The 17877-nt window shown below is 32.9% G+C and carries 10 protein-coding genes and 1 pseudogene; 2 read left to right on the top strand and 9 right to left on the bottom strand.

Annotated features, from left to right (window positions below; genetic code table 11):
- Positions 1-47: 47 nt before the first annotated feature.
- The 6 genes and pseudogenes from mprF to parE form a co-directional block, all read right to left on the bottom strand.
- Positions 48-2570 carry a bifunctional lysylphosphatidylglycerol flippase/synthetase MprF gene (gene mprF, locus FH144_RS10840; RefSeq protein WP_242315812.1) on the bottom strand — a complete coding sequence of 841 codons (2523 nt, stop codon included), beginning with the start codon at positions 2568-2570 and terminating at the stop codon, positions 48-50.
- Between the two features lie 196 nt (positions 2571-2766).
- Positions 2767-3996, bottom strand: a complete 1230-nt coding sequence (locus FH144_RS10835; RefSeq protein ID WP_107508601.1) for an AI-2E family transporter — start codon at positions 3994-3996, stop codon at positions 2767-2769.
- A gap of 77 nt (positions 3997-4073) precedes the next feature.
- A pseudogene (glcT, locus tag FH144_RS10830) lies at positions 4074-4927 on the bottom strand (glucose PTS transporter transcription antiterminator GlcT).
- A 154-nt stretch (positions 4928-5081) separates the two neighbouring features.
- Positions 5082-6548 carry a glutamine transporter AlsT gene (gene alsT, locus FH144_RS10825; RefSeq protein WP_242315810.1) on the bottom strand — a complete coding sequence of 489 codons (1467 nt, stop codon included), beginning with the start codon at positions 6546-6548 and terminating at the stop codon, positions 5082-5084.
- A 232-nt stretch (positions 6549-6780) separates the two neighbouring features.
- Positions 6781-9180, bottom strand: a complete 2400-nt coding sequence (parC, locus tag FH144_RS10820) for a DNA topoisomerase IV subunit A (RefSeq protein WP_242315808.1) — start codon at positions 9178-9180, stop codon at positions 6781-6783.
- Positions 9177-11177, bottom strand: coding sequence for a DNA topoisomerase IV subunit B (parE, locus tag FH144_RS10815; RefSeq protein ID WP_242315806.1), 2001 nt, complete (start codon positions 11175-11177; stop codon positions 9177-9179). Before parE ends, parC begins: the two co-directional genes overlap by 4 nt.
- A 200-nt stretch (positions 11178-11377) precedes the next feature.
- On the opposite strand from parE, the gene plsY reads away from it, so the two are divergent.
- The gene (gene plsY / locus FH144_RS10810; RefSeq protein ID WP_198611369.1) at positions 11378-11986 is read left to right on the top strand and encodes a glycerol-3-phosphate 1-O-acyltransferase PlsY; all 609 of its coding nucleotides are present in this window, start codon (positions 11378-11380) and stop codon (positions 11984-11986) included.
- Between the two features lie 207 nt (positions 11987-12193).
- A complete protein-coding gene (locus FH144_RS10805) occupies positions 12194-12493 on the top strand; it encodes a HesB/YadR/YfhF family protein (protein ID WP_242315805.1) in 300 nt (99 codons plus the stop codon).
- Positions 12494-12611: 118 nt separating this feature from the next.
- On the opposite strand, the gene menI is transcribed toward FH144_RS10805, so the two are convergent.
- The 3 genes from menI to FH144_RS10790 form a co-directional block, all read right to left on the bottom strand.
- A complete protein-coding gene (gene menI / locus FH144_RS10800) occupies positions 12612-13082 on the bottom strand; it encodes a 1,4-dihydroxy-2-naphthoyl-CoA hydrolase MenI (RefSeq protein WP_242315803.1) in 471 nt (156 codons plus the stop codon).
- Positions 13083-13174: 92 nt separating this feature from the next.
- A complete protein-coding gene (gene acnA, locus FH144_RS10795) occupies positions 13175-15880 on the bottom strand; it encodes an aconitate hydratase AcnA (RefSeq protein ID WP_242315801.1) in 2706 nt (901 codons plus the stop codon).
- Between the two features lie 295 nt (positions 15881-16175).
- Positions 16176-17816: a glycine betaine uptake BCCT transporter gene (locus FH144_RS10790; RefSeq protein ID WP_242315798.1), complete on the bottom strand. Its 1641-nt coding sequence runs from the start codon at positions 17814-17816 to the stop codon at positions 16176-16178.
- Positions 17817-17877: the final 61 nt, after the last annotated feature.

Genomic DNA, 17877 nt, shown 5'->3' with positions numbered 1-17877 from the left:
TTTCCCACTCTATCGGATGCTTTTTATATTTCATTTTTTAAATCTTCTTATTTATGACGAATTACTCTCATAATTTTTAACATACTGTACCATAGTGAACTGTCTTTTCTATAAACTAAAAATCTAGGTTCCCAACCAGGGCCATATTTTTCCTTATATCTACGTAAGCCTTGGAAACGGTATAAGCCATTAAAGTGTTCAAATACGCGGCCAGCAATACGTTCTCTAGGATAAGAGTAATCCAATTGACCTACATTAGATAAGGTTGCCATACCCATGTTAAATGCTTTATATCCTTTTTCCTTGCCCCACAATAACATATGCAAGTATAAACCATCCATTAAAGGTAAATCTAAATCCGGTAGCCATCTAATTAAATCAACTGAAATTGCTTCATTATAGTAAGTTGGCATTAATGTACAAAACGCGATAATTTTACCTTCATCATTTTTCATAACCCCTATTGGCGCTTTTTCTAAATAATCTTCAGTAAATTGACCTACTGAGAAATGCATTTCATTTCTACCGTCTAACCATTGATCACTCACTTCTTTTAGTTCTGAAATTAATTCTTGTGAAAATGGTGGTTCAATAATATCAAATTTAATATTTAAATCCTCAAATTTATTTAGTGTAGCACGGAAACCACGACGTTTCTTACCAGAAGTTGTGAACTGTGTTAAATCAATAATTGCTTCTTCACCTAATTTGAAAAATTGATTTCCAAAATTATGGTATAAAGGCATATATCTATCAGACACTTGATAGAAGATAATGTCATATCCTAATTTTTCAGCATAACTATAAAAATCAATTAATAAAGATTGAAATACTTTATCATCACCGATTGGATCACCTAGTACAACAAGCGCATTCGATTTATATCGATACATCATAAAGGCTTGTTTACTCTCATCCATGAAAATATCTTTATCATCACTGTAAATTAAATGACTTAAATAGTTACCTCCATATGTTTCAATAATAGAGATACACTGAGATAAATCTTTCACCTTATGTGGTCGATTAAAACGAACTTCCATTAACCACGCTATTGTCCCTACTAAAAGTACAATAACTAAAATAGTTAGCCAGAAATAATATCTTAATAACGACGTATCCACTTCAAGATGATAAATATCTAAGGCATAAAGTGTTTCTGAAATAAATAAATGATTGATGTATAACACAACTACACTTACCAATAACGTAAGTACTAACTTTTTCAATCTAAATGGTCGTTTAACAACCTTAGCACGTCGATAAGCAATGATAAGTAACACAAAGATTAAAATTAACCACGCTAACAATAAGAACGATGCATACGTATATACCGTAGCAACAAAGATTAAAATCAAAGAAATCATCACAAAAATAATGGCGCGTCTACTTTGTTTAAAGATTCCTCTTATATTAATAAATAGTAATAAACATGCACTCGTATGAATACATAACATAATGTAATATACAAAATGATTAGCATCGTATAATCCATCATACACAATAGTAATGTTATTAATGAAAAAGATTAAACTTGTAAATAACACAAGTACCGCAAGTGCAAATGAAGGAATCTTCGCTACGATATCTTTTTGATAAGAAAATAAAAATGATGTGACATCTTTTGCTGGAGCATAATATTTAGATTCTTCAAAGTATCTGCGAGCCGAAGAACCAAATTCAAACGTTGATAAAATAAGCGCAATAATCACTGGTACAAAGTAATAAGCAAATCTATAAAGTAGTAATGCTAAGAGTTCCTTTTCTTCAGGAACACCTAATGACTTAAGCCCTATTATTACGACTAAATCAAACGCCCCAAATCCTCCAGGGATAAAACTAACCAGACCAGCAAGTGCCGCAATGATAAAAATACCAATCACAGTAGTAAAAGCAATATGAATATCTACTGTAAGTGTAGATAAATATAATACTGTTGCTGCAGCTAACCATTCTAAGCTGGAAACAAGTGTACATGAAACACCCATCGTTTTATGTTGTTGATCAATTGGCTTAATAATTGTATAAGTAATAAAGATAGGTAAAAAGAGTGCTACAACATATAGTATCCATCTAACCCAATTTACTTTATCAAGTATATGGGAAGCATCGAAAATATGTAGTACTACGAGGATGGATAAAAGGCTTAACCCTGTCAACATAGAGATTAAAACGATTGAAATGGCGTGAACTAATTTCTTACGTTCTGAAGTATAGTTCTTATAAACAAATGCTCTAAGACCCGCACCAATAAAACCACCGAATCCTATAATGGCATTTAAAGCATTAATAATATAACTCACTCTGAATACTTTGTTTGTAGCTATATCTAATTTCAAAGTTTTAACTAGAATCAAATCATATAAACTTAATAAAATCATTGAAGCGCCACCACAAACAAATAATCCGAATAGATGCCAACGATTAATTCGATCAAAGGATTCAAGAGTTTGCTTAAAATTAATATCAGATAGTTCATGGTATAGCGTTATTACCACAACAATAAACAATATTGCTGCGAATAAAAATTTCAATACTGATAATATTCTATTTTTAATTTCTTCAGACATATTTTATTTCGACCCTTCGATTTATATTATTTTAAAATATATCACACCTTTTTAAGTATGAACATATATAATCAGTTGTATTGGGCTAACAGAATTGTAATGTATGACTTATTAGCATAGTAATTAAGTATAAGCATACAAAAAGCCACGATAAACGTGATCGAATATCGTGACTTTATTACTTTTATTTAGTTTATTAATCAGCTTTAGTGTATTCTTTTGATTCTTCTTTGCTAATCTCATACTCACCTGAATCATTTCCATAATATTTATTATAGCGACGTTTAAATATTAAGAATAGATGAGAAACTAATACTTTAAGAATGGCATAACCAGGAATACCTAGAATAACCCCAACAATACCTAATAAATTACCTGCACTTAATAAAATAAAGATAATTGTAAGTGGATGAATTTTCAATGTTTTACCCATAATATTTGGAGAAATAAAATGGCCTTCGATAAATTGAACAAGCGTCCATACTACAATCAATTTTAATAACATCAATGGAGATGTGATTAAAGCAATAATAATAGCTGGTGATATTGCAATAGTAGGACCTAAGTAAGGTACTACACTCGTTACAGCAGCAATAGAAGCTAAAACTAAACCATAATCTAAACCAATGATTGTATAACCAATGTATAATAAAACACCGATACAGAATGAGACAATAATTTGTCCTTGAATATATGAACCTACTTGCACGCTCATTTTTTCAATTAAATCATGATAATCTTTTCTAAATCTAGGTGGCATAATTTTTGTAGAATAATCTTTAAATTTATGGCCATCTTTTAACATAAAGAATAAGACGAATGGTGTGGTTACAATTACTACACCCACATTAACGATTGCTTCAGCAAACGTTTTAATTTTAGTGCCAAAACCATCAGAATAATTAGATACTACTGAAGGGATTTTTTTCGAAACTGAATCTAGCCAGTTCTGTATTTCACCGTAAAATGAAGATAAAAATGAAAAATGAGTTATCTTATCAATTACATTATTAAATTTAGATACGTATCTAGGGATGTTATTAGCTAAACGTGTAATCTGATCTCCGATAACTGGAATTAATAGAGTAACAATTAATGTAGCTCCTCCTATAATTAATAAGAAGACAATTGTTATTCCTAGTAGCCGCGGTATATTGTATCTCTCCATTAAGTTGATAATAGGATTAATAAGATAGAATAAAATCAATGATACAATGATTGGTGCGGCTATTGTATTAAAAACAATAATAAAGGGTTGGAATACATACGAAACTTTATCAAATATAAAAATAAAAATACCTAATAATACAAGAGAAATTAACGCAAATATTAAATCTTTTCCACCTAAAAATTTCATAAATCTTGTTTCAGTGAAATTCAATTTCTGATTTGCCTTTTCTTCACCTTGCTTCTTTTCTATTGCCATGCTTTTCACCATACCTTAACTAACAATATTAAATTTAGCTATTATTCATCATAACACAAAACGATTCAAATGATTGCTTAGTTCTGTGATGAATTAATCTGAGATTCGAAATGATAAATATGTAATGCCATATAAACGATTTCTGATTCATTTACGGGAACATTAAGATATTTTTGAATCATTTTAGAAATTTTGAAGGCCGTATTATAAGAATTAGGATAAAAAGTTTTCACCATATTAATAAAAGCGTCTTGTGCATGTACGGCTTCTTTATTGTTAAATCGGCGAATTAGAAATTGCATATGTCTAATAAAACGTTGATATTGTACCGTTTGATTATCAATCGTTGACCTAAATCGTTCTCTATAATGACAATACTCTTACTAATTAGTTTATTGATTAATGACATATCATGAAGAGATAAATCCTCAGTATTTGAAGCAATGTGAAGTGCTATAAAGCCTATTTCATCAGGAGGAAATTCAACATCTAAGTGCTGATTTAATCTATCTATTACTTGACTAGCAATATCATACGCCTCACTATACAAATGTTTCGTTTCTATAGCGAAAGGATTACTAATAATTTGATTTTGCTTTAATCTATTATATGCAAAAATAATATGATCGGTTAATGCTACAACTAGATTCTTATCGTCAATAGTATGCGTCGCACTTGTAATAAAGTTTACTGATTCGATAACTGCTTGTAAGACATGGTCGTCTGCTAATTCTACTAATGTTTTATAGTATTCTTGTTGCTGTCGTTGCTCTAGTTTGTAAACTTTTTCAATTGAAGCATCATCGTCTAAGGTCATTCCAACTTTTTTATTAAATCCAATCCCTTTACCTATTAAAATAACCTCTTGATTATTATAAGTGCATATGATGACGTTGTTATTTAATGTTTTAGAGATATAGTACTCACTCATCATAATCACCTTTCTTAGTATTAATAAAATTATATAGCTAAATATTAAAATTTAAAAGGTATCTTTTTTTAAACAAAATACTCCTTTCAAAGTTTTAACAAATAAGTTAATCACTTTGAAAGGAGTATAATATAGATTTGCTTTGTCATCTAGACTAAGATTTATATTTTTTAGGAATCTTGTTTTCTCGTCCCCAACTTTCAATACCGAACAAGTTAATTTCTAAATTCTCGGGTTTGAAGACGGGTCTCATGCCAGCTTTACGTTGTTTTTGATAATCCTTCATTACGGCAATTGCAATGTTTGAAAGACCTATAATGGAGACTAAGTTTACAACGGCCATTAAGCCCATGAATAAATCGGCAGTACTCCATACAGTTTCAGTTTTTACAACTGCACCTACAAATACTAAGATAACTACTAAACATCTAAATATGAATAGTACAACTTTGTTAGTTGATAAGAACTCAATATTTGATTGACCGTAGTAGTAATTACCAACTACTGAAGAAAAGGCAAATAGTGTTATTGCTATTGTTAAGAATATTCCTCCAGCTGAACCTAAATGTTCATTAAGAGCTGATTGAGTCACTTGGACACCTTGTGGCGCATTGTCTCCAAATTTTAATCCTGAATATAATAAAATCATAATTGCTGTAGCTGTACAAACAAGCATTGTATCGAAAAATACACCTAATGATTGTATTAAACCTTGTTTAACTGGATGAGATACGGCTGCAGTGGCAGCTGCGTTAGGTGCAGAACCCATACCAGCTTCATTTGAGAATAAACCACGTTTAATCCCTTGCAGGATTGCAGCACCCACGGCACCACCTGTTACTTGTTCAAAGCCAAAAGCACTTTTAATAATTGTACCAATCATTGGAACAACTTGATCAATATTTAATAATAAAATAACTAATACCATACCAATGTAAATAATTGCCATGATTGGTACAACTAATGATGAAAGTGTTGCAATACTTCGTACACCACCAAAAATAATTATACCTGTAATCACTGCTAAGACTACGCCTGTAATCACAGGGCTGATGTTGTACTGAGTATTTAATGACTCAGCAATCGTGTTAGATTGTACAGTATTAAATACAAACGCAAATGTCACAGTAATTAAAATAGCGAAAAATACACCTAGCCATTTTTGGTTTAAACCTTTAGTTATGTAATATGCTGGACCTCCACGGAAGCCACCTTCTTTATCATGTACCTTATAAACTTGAGCTAACGTTGCTTCCATAAAAGCACTTGCTGCTCCGATAAAGGCGATAACCCACATCCAAAATACAGCACCTGGACCACCTAAAACAATAGCGGTAGCTACACCAGCAATGTTACCTGTACCTACACGTGAACCAGCACTGATAGCAAATGCTTGGAAAGGCGAAATACCTTTCTCACCACTGTCTAATCTTTCAGGCTTTTCAGTTAAAGCTCTAAACATTTCAGGTAGCATACGCAACTGAACAAACTTAGAACTAATTGTAAAGAAGAAACCAACTGTTAATAATAAACCTATTAGATATTGCGACCATATTAAATCATTACCTACCTGGACGATGGATTTAAACCACCCAGGAATCAAACTATCAAAATCACTCAATTACATCCCTCTAATCATTTTTAAATAATATCCTAAAATATGTTACAAGAGATTTATATTGTATTGAATAAAAATCCTTGAGGCTAAGGATAACCACAAAAGTTTATACCCTAGCCTCTTAATCTCTAATCAAAATCAATACAAATCTCTTGAGAATTTATGCATAGTTCAATTAACAAAGTTAAGTTTATCATTTTATGAATAAATTGAAAATAATAACTTTTAAAGTTTATTAACTTAAAGTCATATTAATGACTTCACCAAAATCTTTAATATCAACGATAAATGATCCATTTGTATATTGTTCAGACTGATGAATATTAGCAATTGCGCCTGTTTCTGCATGGCTATTAGAGAAAATAGTATATGTTTCTTCATCTTTAATAACATGGCCAGCTACAAGACGATGAGGATTTTTCTTCAATTCTTTAAGCAATGTAATTCCTCTTTGAGCACGTTTAGCTTCTTGAAGTACTTTGAAATTAATACGTTTTACTGCACCTCTTTGAGTAGCCATAATCACTGAACTGTCTTGATTAACAGCATCAGTCATAATAACGTAATCCTCATCTTTTAGATTAATAGATTTAACACCTGCTGCACGCAATCCAGTATCTGATAATTCTGCAGTAGAATAAGTTAATGACATACCTTTATATGTTAATACGCTAATTAAGCTGTCTTTAGATAAACGTATGACGTTAACAATTTCATCATTATCTTTTACTTTCATGGCAACTAGTGGTTTGTTATAGCGCGTAGTTTTAAATAGTGATAGTGTACTTTTCTTAATCATGCCATTTTTAGTAGCTAGTATATAAAAGGCATCGTCTTTAAAATCTTTCTCGTTATACACATCTACAACCATTTCGCTATCTTCTATTGGCACAATTTGGGAGACATGTTGTCCTAATTCTTTCCAACGTATATCTGCTAATTTATGAACAGGAATAAATAAATATCTGCCTTTATTAGTAAAGACAAGTACTGTGTCCTGTGTATTTACCGTTTGGTATTTAAGCAGACTATCTCCATCTTTTAGACCAATCTCTGATACGCCACTCGCATTAAAACTACGAGTAGAAGTTCGTTTAATGTAACCTAGACGAGTAATACTTAGAACAACATCTTCACTAGGTACCATAACTTCTTTATCAATTTTAATTTCCGAAATTTCCGCTTCAATAGATGATAATCTTTCTGTTTTAAAACGTTTTCGAATGTCTGTTAATTCATCTTTAATGACTTTAAGTAAAGCATCATGATTATCTAATATATGATGATAACCTTTAATCAATTCTTCTAATTCATTGTGCTCATTTTCAAGAGCGACAATATCAGTATTGGTTAAACGATAAAGTTGAAGCGTAACAATAGCTTCTGCTTGTGCTTCTGTAAAATCAAACTCAGCTATTAAATTCTCTTTAGCATCTTTTTTATTTTTTGAGTTACGGATTAGAGCAATTACCTCATCTAATATAGATAAAGCTTTCATTAATCCTTCAACAATATGCATACGTTTCTCAGCGTGATCTAAATCGTATTTAGTTCGATTCGTTACAACTTCGATTTGGTGACTAAGATAACTATCTATAATTTTTCGAATACCCATTAACTTAGGACGACCGTCGCTAATAGCTACCATGTTAAAATTATAAGCAATTTGCAAATCAGAATTTTTAAAGAGATAGTTTTTAATCGCTTCTGCATTAACATCTTTTTTAAGTTCAATGGCAATTCTTAAACCAGTACGGTCTGTTTCATCACGCACTTCAATAATTCCATCTACTTTTTTATCAGCACGTAATTCATCGATACGTTTTACAAGTGAACTTTTATTTACTTCATAAGGGATTTCAGTCACTATTAATTGTTTACGTCCATTACGAAGCGCTTCTTCCTCCACTTTAGAACGTACGACAATTTTACCTTTTCCAGATTCATAAGCTTTTTTAATCCCATCGATACCTTGGATAATACCACCTGTTGGGAAATCTGGTCCTTTAAGATATTTCATTAATTGGCTTACTGTAATATCAGGATTATCAATATATTTTAATGTAGCCTGAATCACTTCACCTAAATTATGCGGTGGAATATCCGTAGCATAACCTGATGAAATACCCGTTGAGCCATTTACTAATAAATTAGGAAAACGAGCTGGAAGAACCATTGGCTCAAGTGTTGTATCGTCATAGTTTGAAATAAAGGATACTGTTTCTTTATTAATATCACGTACTAATTCTTCAGATAGCTGACTTAATTTCGCCTCAGTATAACGCATAGCGGCAGGAGGGTCGTTATCAATACTACCGTTATTCCCATGCATTTCAATCAACACACGACGTAATTTCCAATCTTGGCTTAGACGCACCATTGCCTCATAAACTGAAGAATCACCATGAGGATGGTACTGTCCAATTACGTCCCCAACTGTTTTCGCACTTTTACGGAAATTTTTATCGTAAGTATTACCACTACTGTGCATTGCGAATAAAATTCTACGTTGAACCGGTTTTAATCCGTCACGTACATCCGGTAGCGCACGCTCTTGAATAATATATTTACTATATCTTCCAAAACGATCGCCTATCACATCTTCAAGTGATAAATCTTGAATTATCTCACTCAATTTGTTTCCTCCTCAGTGTATTCTTCAGTCTCTAATACTTGTACTTCATTGTTATCTAGAATATTTTGATCTTCTTGCATACCAAATTCCACATGACTTTCAATCCATTCACGACGTGGCGCAACTTTATCACCCATTAGAGTAGTTACACGTTTAGATGAACGCATTTCGTCCTCTATTTGAACACGAATTAAAGTTCTCGTTTCAGGGTTCATCGTTGTTTCCCAAAGTTGTTCAGGGTTCATCTCACCTAAACCTTTGTAACGTTGTAACATAAATCCTTTACCTAGATTTTTCTGAAGCTTATCAAGTTCATCATCTGTCCAAGCGTATTCCACGCGTTTTGATTTGCCTTTACCTTTTTCTAATTTATATAGAGGTGGTAAAGCGATAAACACTCTACCTGCTTGAACTAAAGGTTTCATATATTTAAAGAAGAATGTTAATAGTAATACTTGAATATGCGCCCCATCTGTATCGGCATCGGTCATAATTATAATTCTATTGTAATTACTATCCTCTATCTTAAAGTCATTACCTACGCCAGCACCAATAGTATGGATAATGGTATTAATTTCTTCATTTTTGAAAATGTCTTCAAGGCGTGCTTTTTCAGTATTAATAACTTTACCTCTAAGTGGCAAAATAGCTTGAAACTTTCTATCTCTACCAAGTTTAGCAGAACCACCGGCAGAGTCACCCTCAACTAAGTAAAGTTCATTTTTTTCAGTGTTTTTACTTTGCGCTGGTGTTAATTTACCAGAGAGCAAGGTATCTTTACGTTTATTCTTTTTACCTGAACGAGCATCTTCACGCGCTTTACGAGCCGCTTCTCTAGCTTGTTGTGCTTTAATAGCTTTTTTTACAAGAGATTTAGATAGTTGCCCTTTTTCTTCTAAATAGAAAGGTAATTTATCAGAAACAACTGAATCTACTGCACTACGCGCTTCTGAAGTACCTAACTTAGATTTAGTTTGTCCTTCGAATTGTAATAATTCTTCAGGAATACGGACTGAAATAACTGCTGTTAATCCTTCTCGAATATCGTTACCATCTAAATTTTTATCTTTTTCTTTAAGTTCACTAATACGACGAGCATAATCGTTAAACACACGAGTCATAGCTGTTTTAAATCCAACTTCATGTGTTCCGCCATCTTTAGTACGCACGTTATTTACGAAACTTAGAATACTTTCTGAATATTGATCGTTGTATTGAAACGCGACATCAATTTCTATACCATTTGATGTTCCACTAAATGTTGTAACATCATGAAGTACTTCTTTACCTTCATTGATATAACTTACGAATTCTTTGATTCCTTCTTCATAGTGATAGACTTCTTCACGCTCTTTACCACTACGTAAATCATTTAATACGATTTTTAAGCTTTTCAATAAGAATGCAGATTCTTGTAGTCTCTCACTCAATGTATCGAAATTAAAAGATGTTGCAGTTTTGAAAATTTCAGGGTCAGGTTTAAATGTTACTTTAGTACCAGTTTTTTTAGTTTTACCTGCTTTAACTAAACCAGAAGCTGGTATACCCCCATTTTTAAAACTTTGTTTATAAATATTACCGTCTCTATGTATCTCAACTTCTAACCATTCACTTAAAGCATTTACTACAGACGCACCAACACCATGTAGTCCTCCAGATGTTTTATATCCACCTTGTCCAAATTTACCCCCTGCATGTAACACAGTGAATATAACTTCTACAGTTGGCTTTCCAGAGGCATGCATCCCCGTCGGCATTCCACGTCCATCATCTTCAATTGAAATACTATTATCTTGATTGATTGTTACATTAATTTCGCTACCGTAACCATTTAATACTTCATCAACGGAGTTATCGACAATCTCATATACTAAATGATGTAATCCTCTTTTATCAGTGGACCCTATATACATACCTGGTCGCTTTCTAACAGCTTCTAAACCTTCTAGAACCTGAATAGAATCATCTGAATAATGATTTGTTTTTTTTGTTGCCAATGCGTTCGCCTCCTACAAACGTACGTTCGTTTTAAAAACTATACAATAGTTATTCTTATATAAATCGGGTTAAATTGCAAGTGTGAGTTATACACAATCACTGATTATACTTATGTATTAATTATTTTTTAATTTCAGTCGTGGTTAATCTAAGATTATGGTAAAATATAGCTACGTTATTAAAGGATGTGTAAAGTTATATGATGATAGTTCTCATGCTTTTATTAAGCTATCTCATCGGTGCTATTCCTAATGGATATGTAATAGGAAAGCTCTTTTTCAAAAAAGATATACGACAATTCGGAAGCGGTAATACAGGAGCGACTAATAGCTTTCGTGTACTCGGTAAACCTGCTGGCTTTATAGTTACATTCTTAGATATATTTAAAGGGTTTATAACTGTATTCTTTCCTATTTGGTTTCCAGTTCATGCAGATGGACCGCTTAGCACGTTCTTCACACATGGCTTAATCGTCGGTTTGTTTGCTATTTTAGGTCATGTCTATCCTGTCTACCTTAAATTCAAAGGTGGTAAAGCTGTAGCAACAAGTGCTGGTGTAGTATTAGGTGTGAATCCTATTCTATTATTAATCTTAGCACTAATATTTTTCGGTGTATTATATTTATTTAAATATGTTTCACTTTCAAGTATTGTTGCTGCAATATGTTGCGTTATCGGTTCACTAATTATCCAAGATTATATATTATTCGGAATGAGTTTAGTGGTGGCGATTTTATTAATCATCAGACACCGAACGAATATAGTGCGAATTTTCAAAGGTGAAGAGCCAAAAATTAAATGGATGTAAATGAATATTGATTGAGCCTGGAACTCTTATATGTTCTAGGCTTATTAATTTGTCTATTTTTTATGTAGACTGAATTCAATTTATTACTCTGTTAAGTCAGGTTGTGAGTATTAAACGTTTTTAAAAGTAAGCAATGTGTTATAATTCAAAGAGTTCTAATTTAAAATTATTTAACATTTATAGATATATAGTGTAGGAGGCTTTTTAATGAAAATCGAACTAACCGATCAAGCTGCAGAATGGTTCAAAGATGAACTAGATTTGCCAGAAGATAATAAAGTCTTACAATTTTATGTGAGATATGGTGGCGAATTCCAACTTAAACAAGGATTTAGTCCAGCTTTTCGTGTTGAGCCAAGAGAAGATGTAGAAATTGGTTATGAGGAAAATTATAACGGCTTAGTAATCGTCGTGTCCGCAGAAGACTTATGGTACTTTGAAGATAATGAAGTACTTGTAGAAAAAATCGATCACGATGATGAAATAGCTTATTCTAAAATAAAATAACAATTATATAGAGGCTAGGACATTGATATTTAAAATGCCCTAGCCTTTAATATGTCATTGTTCAGGAGAGAGAACGAAATCATGAAGTTATATTAGATTTCTGTTTCGCTCTTTTTTATTAGAAATCAAGATCACTACTTTGTGTTATTTCAAAATCTTTACCCTCTTGGTTTAATTGCTCTACTTTACTATAGACTGCATGCCATTCAGGGAAAAATCGATCTAATCGTACAGGTCGGAAATTTTCACCTTTTATACAAATCAATGTTGTTGATCCAGTTGTAGCAAGTTCTCCATTTTCATTATAAATTTCATAATTATAGACAGAACGTAATCTAGAATATTGACTTACCCACGTTTTTATAGTTACTTTTTCTGGGTAAAAGACAGATTTTTTATATTGAATTTGTAAATCAATAACTGGTGAGATAATGCCTTCTTTTTCCATATCTGCATAACTAAAACCTAATTTGCGGATATAATCAGTACGTGCTACCTCAAACCATGTAGCATAATTGCCATGATAGATAACACCCATTCTATCTGTTTCTTGATATCTAGCTTCAATTTCAGTCATACTGTAAATCATACTTAAGTACCTCTTTTCAAATATCATTCACAAATAATAGTAACATAAAAAAGCCATGCTAACATATTGCTAGCACGGCTTAAGACTTTAGATTATTGAGCAAGTTTATTTCTTAAAACCATTTGTAAAATACCACCATGACGGTAGTAATCTAATTCTACTAATGAGTCAAAACGAACAATCGCCTCAAAATCAACAACGTCTCCGTTTTCTTTTTTAGCATGAACTTTAACAACATCGTGTGGACGTACTGTTTCATCGATATCTACTGAAATTTCTTCTTTACCATCTAAATTAAGTGATTCAGCTGAGTCACCCTCTTTAAATTGTAATGGTAATACGCCCATCATTACTAAGTTAGAACGGTGAATACGTTCATAACTTTGAGCAATTACAGTTTTAACACCTAATAAATTTGTACCTTTAGCTGCCCAGTCACGAGAAGAACCCATACCGTAATCGTTACCTGCTAAGACCGCTAAGCCGATGCCATCTTCTTTATATTTCATAGCTGCATCATAAATTGGCATCACTTCATCTGTTGGCCAGTAAGTAGTATAACCGCCTTCAGTACCAGGAGCTAATTGGTTTTTAATACGGATATTAGCGAATGTACCACGTACCATTACTTCATGGTTACCACGACGAGAACCATATGAGTTAAAGTCACGAATTGGCACATCATGATCTAATAAATATTTACCTGCTGGCGTGTCTTTACCGATAGCCCCAGCTGGAGAAATATGGTCAGTTGTTACTGAGTCGCCAAATTTACCCATAACTCTTAAATCTTTTAAAGGCTCGATTATGCCAGGTTCTTTAGATAATCCTTGGAAGAATGTTGGGTTTTGAATGTATGTTGAATTAGGGTCGAAGTCATATAATGGTGCGTCAGTGACATCAATTTCATTCCACATTTCATTATTATTATATACGTTCTCATATTCTTCTAAGAACAACTCAGGCGTTACTACTCTATCAACCGTATCAGAAACTTCTTGGATTGATGGCCAAATATCTTTTAAGTATACATCTTCTCCATCTTTATCTTTACCAAGAGGTTCATTTTGTAAGTCAATGTCCACTGTTCCCGCTAATGCATAAGCCACAACTAATTGTGGAGATGCTAAATAGTTAGCTTTTACAAGTGGGTGGATACGACCTTCAAAGTTACGGTTACCAGATAAAACAGATGTTACAAGCAAATCTTCTTGAGCTATAGCTTTTTCAATTTCAGGTAATAAAGGACCTGAGTTACCAATACATGTTGTACAACCATAACCAACTAGGTTAAAGCCTAAGTCATTAAGATATTCTTGTAATCCAGAGTCTCGTAAATAACCAGTTACAACTTTTGATCCAGGTGCTAATGAAGTTTTAACAAACTCAGGTACTTTTAGACCTTTTTCTACTGCTTTTTTAGCAACTAAACCTGCACCTAACATAACGTAAGGGTTAGATGTGTTTGTACATGAAGTAATGGCAGCAATAGCTATATCACCAGTCTTCATAGTTGCAGTAGAACCATCATTAAAGTTGATTTCAGCTTTTTTATCAAATTCACTTTCTTCTAAACCGTGTCCTTGGTTACCTGCTGGAGCAGTAACAGATTTTTCAAATTCTTTTTTCATATCACTTAAGAAAATTAAATCTTGAGGACGTTTAGGGCCTGAAAGTGATGCTTCAACAGTTGATAAATCTAAATCAATTACATCACTGTACTCAGGATCTTCTTTATCCACTGTGAAGAACATATTATTTTGTTCTAAATATGCTTGAACTAATTCAACGTGTTCTTCTTTACGACCAGTTAATCTCATGTATTTAAGTGATTCTTCATCAACTGGGAAGAAACCACAAGTTGCACCGTATTCTGGAGCCATGTTAGCAATTGTTGCACGGTCTGCTAGTGGTAAATCTGTTACGCCTGGTCCGAAGAATTCTACAAATTTACCTACAACGCCTTTTTTACGTAGTTCTTGAGTAACACGTAAAGCTAAGTCTGTTGCCGTAGAACCTTGTGGTAATGCATTTGTTAAACGTACGCCGATAACTTCTGGGATTGGGAAATATGATGGTTGTCCAAGCATGCCCGCTTCAGCTTCGATACCACCAACGCCCCAACCTAAGACACCAATACCGTTAATCATTGTTGTATGTGAGTCAGTACCAACTAATGTATCAGGAAATGCCGTTTGTTCACCATCTACATCACGTACATGTACCACATTTGCCAAATATTCTAAGTTAACTTGGTGCACAATACCAGTTGCAGGTGGAACTGCATTATAGTTATTAAATGCTTTAGTTGCCCAATTTAAAAATTGATAACGTTCATAGTTACGTTCAAACTCTAATTTCATATTTCGTTCTAACGCTTCCGGATTAGCATAGCTATCAACTTGAACTGAGTGGTCGATAACTAAATCTACCGGTACTTCTGGATTGATCTTATTAATATCCCCGCCAACGTCATCCATTGCTTTACGTAATGACGCTAAGTCCACAACTGCTGGAACGCCTGTGAAGTCTTGTAAGATAACACGTGATGGCTTAAATGGAACTTCCCCTGAATTGTCCGCTTTGCCGAAATTACCTAATGCCTTAATATGTTCATCAGTTATAACGAAATCATCTTCTTGTCTCAATACCGACTCTAATAACACTCGAATTGAATAAGGTAATTTACTAATGTTTGTCAAACCTTGATCTTCTAAGCTTTTTAAATCGTAATACGTGTATGATTGACCATTTACTTCAAACGACTTTTTGGCTTGTTGCTTCATGTTAGAAGTCATATGTTTATCCCCCTTGAATATTAAAATTTCATAATTATATGCCTTTATTAAATTGTATAATTATATGATTTTCAAAACAACTGTATACCCTTAGTTTTCTCTCAATTTAGCTTTCACTTTTATAATCAGACTATATAAGCAAATGTTATCATACACATTGAGTATAATAAGCAAATATTATTAATTGAGAATGATTTTCATTAGTAAACACTTTTAGTAGGTCTATTAAAAAAAGCCCTTAAATACTTTTATCATAAAAGCATTTAAGGACTTTTCTAAAATTAAATGAAATTAATTATTCTTTTTCAGCATTTCTTCTTGATTCACGTTTTTCTAAAATATCAGATTCATAATCTTGTTGTTGATGTTTAACGTAGTCTTCAAGTCGATGCTTATTAGGTTGTAATGTTAAACCTAAGAATTTTCTTTCTTGGTTAGCATCTTTATAGAAACTAACCATCATCATTATAACGACGAATGAGAATGGGAATGCACTAATAATTGCCGCGCTTTGAATCGCATTTAAAGCATGTGCACCATTTCCTCCACCAGCAAGTAATAAGATGAAGGCAATTAATGATTGCGCTACACCCCATGTTACTTTGATAACTTTTGAAGGTTCAAGTGAACCATAAGATGTTTGCATACCTAATACGAAGGTTGCTGAATCGGCAGAAGTGATAAAGAATGATGAAATTAATACTAATGCTACAAGTGATAAAGCCATTCCTAAAGGTACATGGTTAAATACCCCGAATAATTGAGTTTCTGGAGTCATATTGAATAATTCAGGGTGTTTTTTACCTGTATCGATACCTAACACACCGAATACACTGAACCATAAGAAACTTACGATTGCAGGAACAAGTAATACACCTGAAATAAATTCACGAATTGAACGTCCTTTAGATACACGTGCAATGAATACACCAACGAATGGACTCCAGCTTAGCCACCAACCCCAATAATAAAGTGTCCAAGAAGACATCCATTCACTTTTCTGATTATTTAAAGGCGCAGTGTCAAAACTGTTAAATAAGAATGAATTAAATAAACTACCAGTTGAAGTAGTAAACATATTTAAGATGAATACTGTAGGTCCAATGACTAAAGCGATAATCATTAACACAGTACCTAAACCAATGTTTAAGTTACTTAAGTATTGAATACCTTTACTTAGACCAGACCAAGCACTTATAAGGAATAAGATTGTTACTACTACAATAATAACAGATTGTACCCATACGTTATTTGGTACTCCAAATAAGTAGTTTAAACCACCATTGATTTGAAGTGCACCCATACCTAGTGATACAGCTACACCAACTACTGTGGCGAATACAGATAAAACATCAATGATTGTACCAATAGGGCCTTCTACTTTGTCCCCTAAAATAGGGCGTAATGTTCTAGAGATTAGCCCTGGTTCATTCTTTCTAAATTGTGCATAAGCTAGTGCTAGTGCAACTACACCATACACTGCCCAAGCATGGAATCCCCAATGGAAAAATGTTGAACGTAAAGCTTCAGTGTAAGCTTCAGTAGTTTTTGGATCAGCACTTGGTGGAGAAGCAAAGTCAGCCATAGGTTCTGCTGCACCATAGAATACTAAACCAATACCCATACCTGCACTGAATAGCATAGCAAACCATGAAATAGTATTAAATTCAGGTTTATCATTAGGTTTACCTAGCTTTAATTTACCAATTGGACTAAAGATCAAGAATATACAGAAGAACACGATAACTGTAGTCAAAATCATGTAATACCAACCAAGTTTTTCAGTAATCCAGCCACTAATTTGGCTAGTCACTGAGTCAAATTGTGTTGGCAAAAATGCACCGATAAGTACTACAATTGCAACTACAATAGCACTATAAATAAAAACCGGCGAAAACTTCTTTCCTTTTTTGTTTAACTCAGAAGAAGAATTCATAATTAATATACTCCTTTCATTCCCGTTATTAAATTTTCAAAGTATGAAAATAATAAAGAAT

Origin of the sequence: Staphylococcus sp. acrmy, assembly GCF_022690565.1 — a bacterium.
Taxonomy (GTDB): domain Bacteria; phylum Bacillota; class Bacilli; order Staphylococcales; family Staphylococcaceae; genus Staphylococcus; species Staphylococcus caledonicus.
This window is presented reverse-complemented; position numbering and strand designations above follow the sequence as displayed.

Coding starts and splice junctions, on each gene's coding strand:
- mprF (WP_242315812.1), bottom strand. CDS start 2,570: ATGTCTGAAGAAATTAAAAATAGAATATTATCAGTATTGAAATTTTTA.
- FH144_RS10835 (WP_107508601.1), bottom strand. CDS start 3,996: ATGGCAATAGAAAAGAAGCAAGGTGAAGAAAAGGCAAATCAGAAATTG.
- plsY (WP_198611369.1), top strand. CDS start 11,378: ATGATGATAGTTCTCATGCTTTTATTAAGCTATCTCATCGGTGCTATT.
- FH144_RS10805 (WP_242315805.1), top strand. CDS start 12,194: ATGAAAATCGAACTAACCGATCAAGCTGCAGAATGGTTCAAAGATGAA.
- menI (WP_242315803.1), bottom strand. CDS start 13,082: ATGATTTACAGTATGACTGAAATTGAAGCTAGATATCAAGAAACAGAT.
- acnA (WP_242315801.1), bottom strand. CDS start 15,880: ATGACTTCTAACATGAAGCAACAAGCCAAAAAGTCGTTTGAAGTAAAT.
- FH144_RS10790 (WP_242315798.1), bottom strand. CDS start 17,816: ATGAATTCTTCTTCTGAGTTAAACAAAAAAGGAAAGAAGTTTTCGCCG.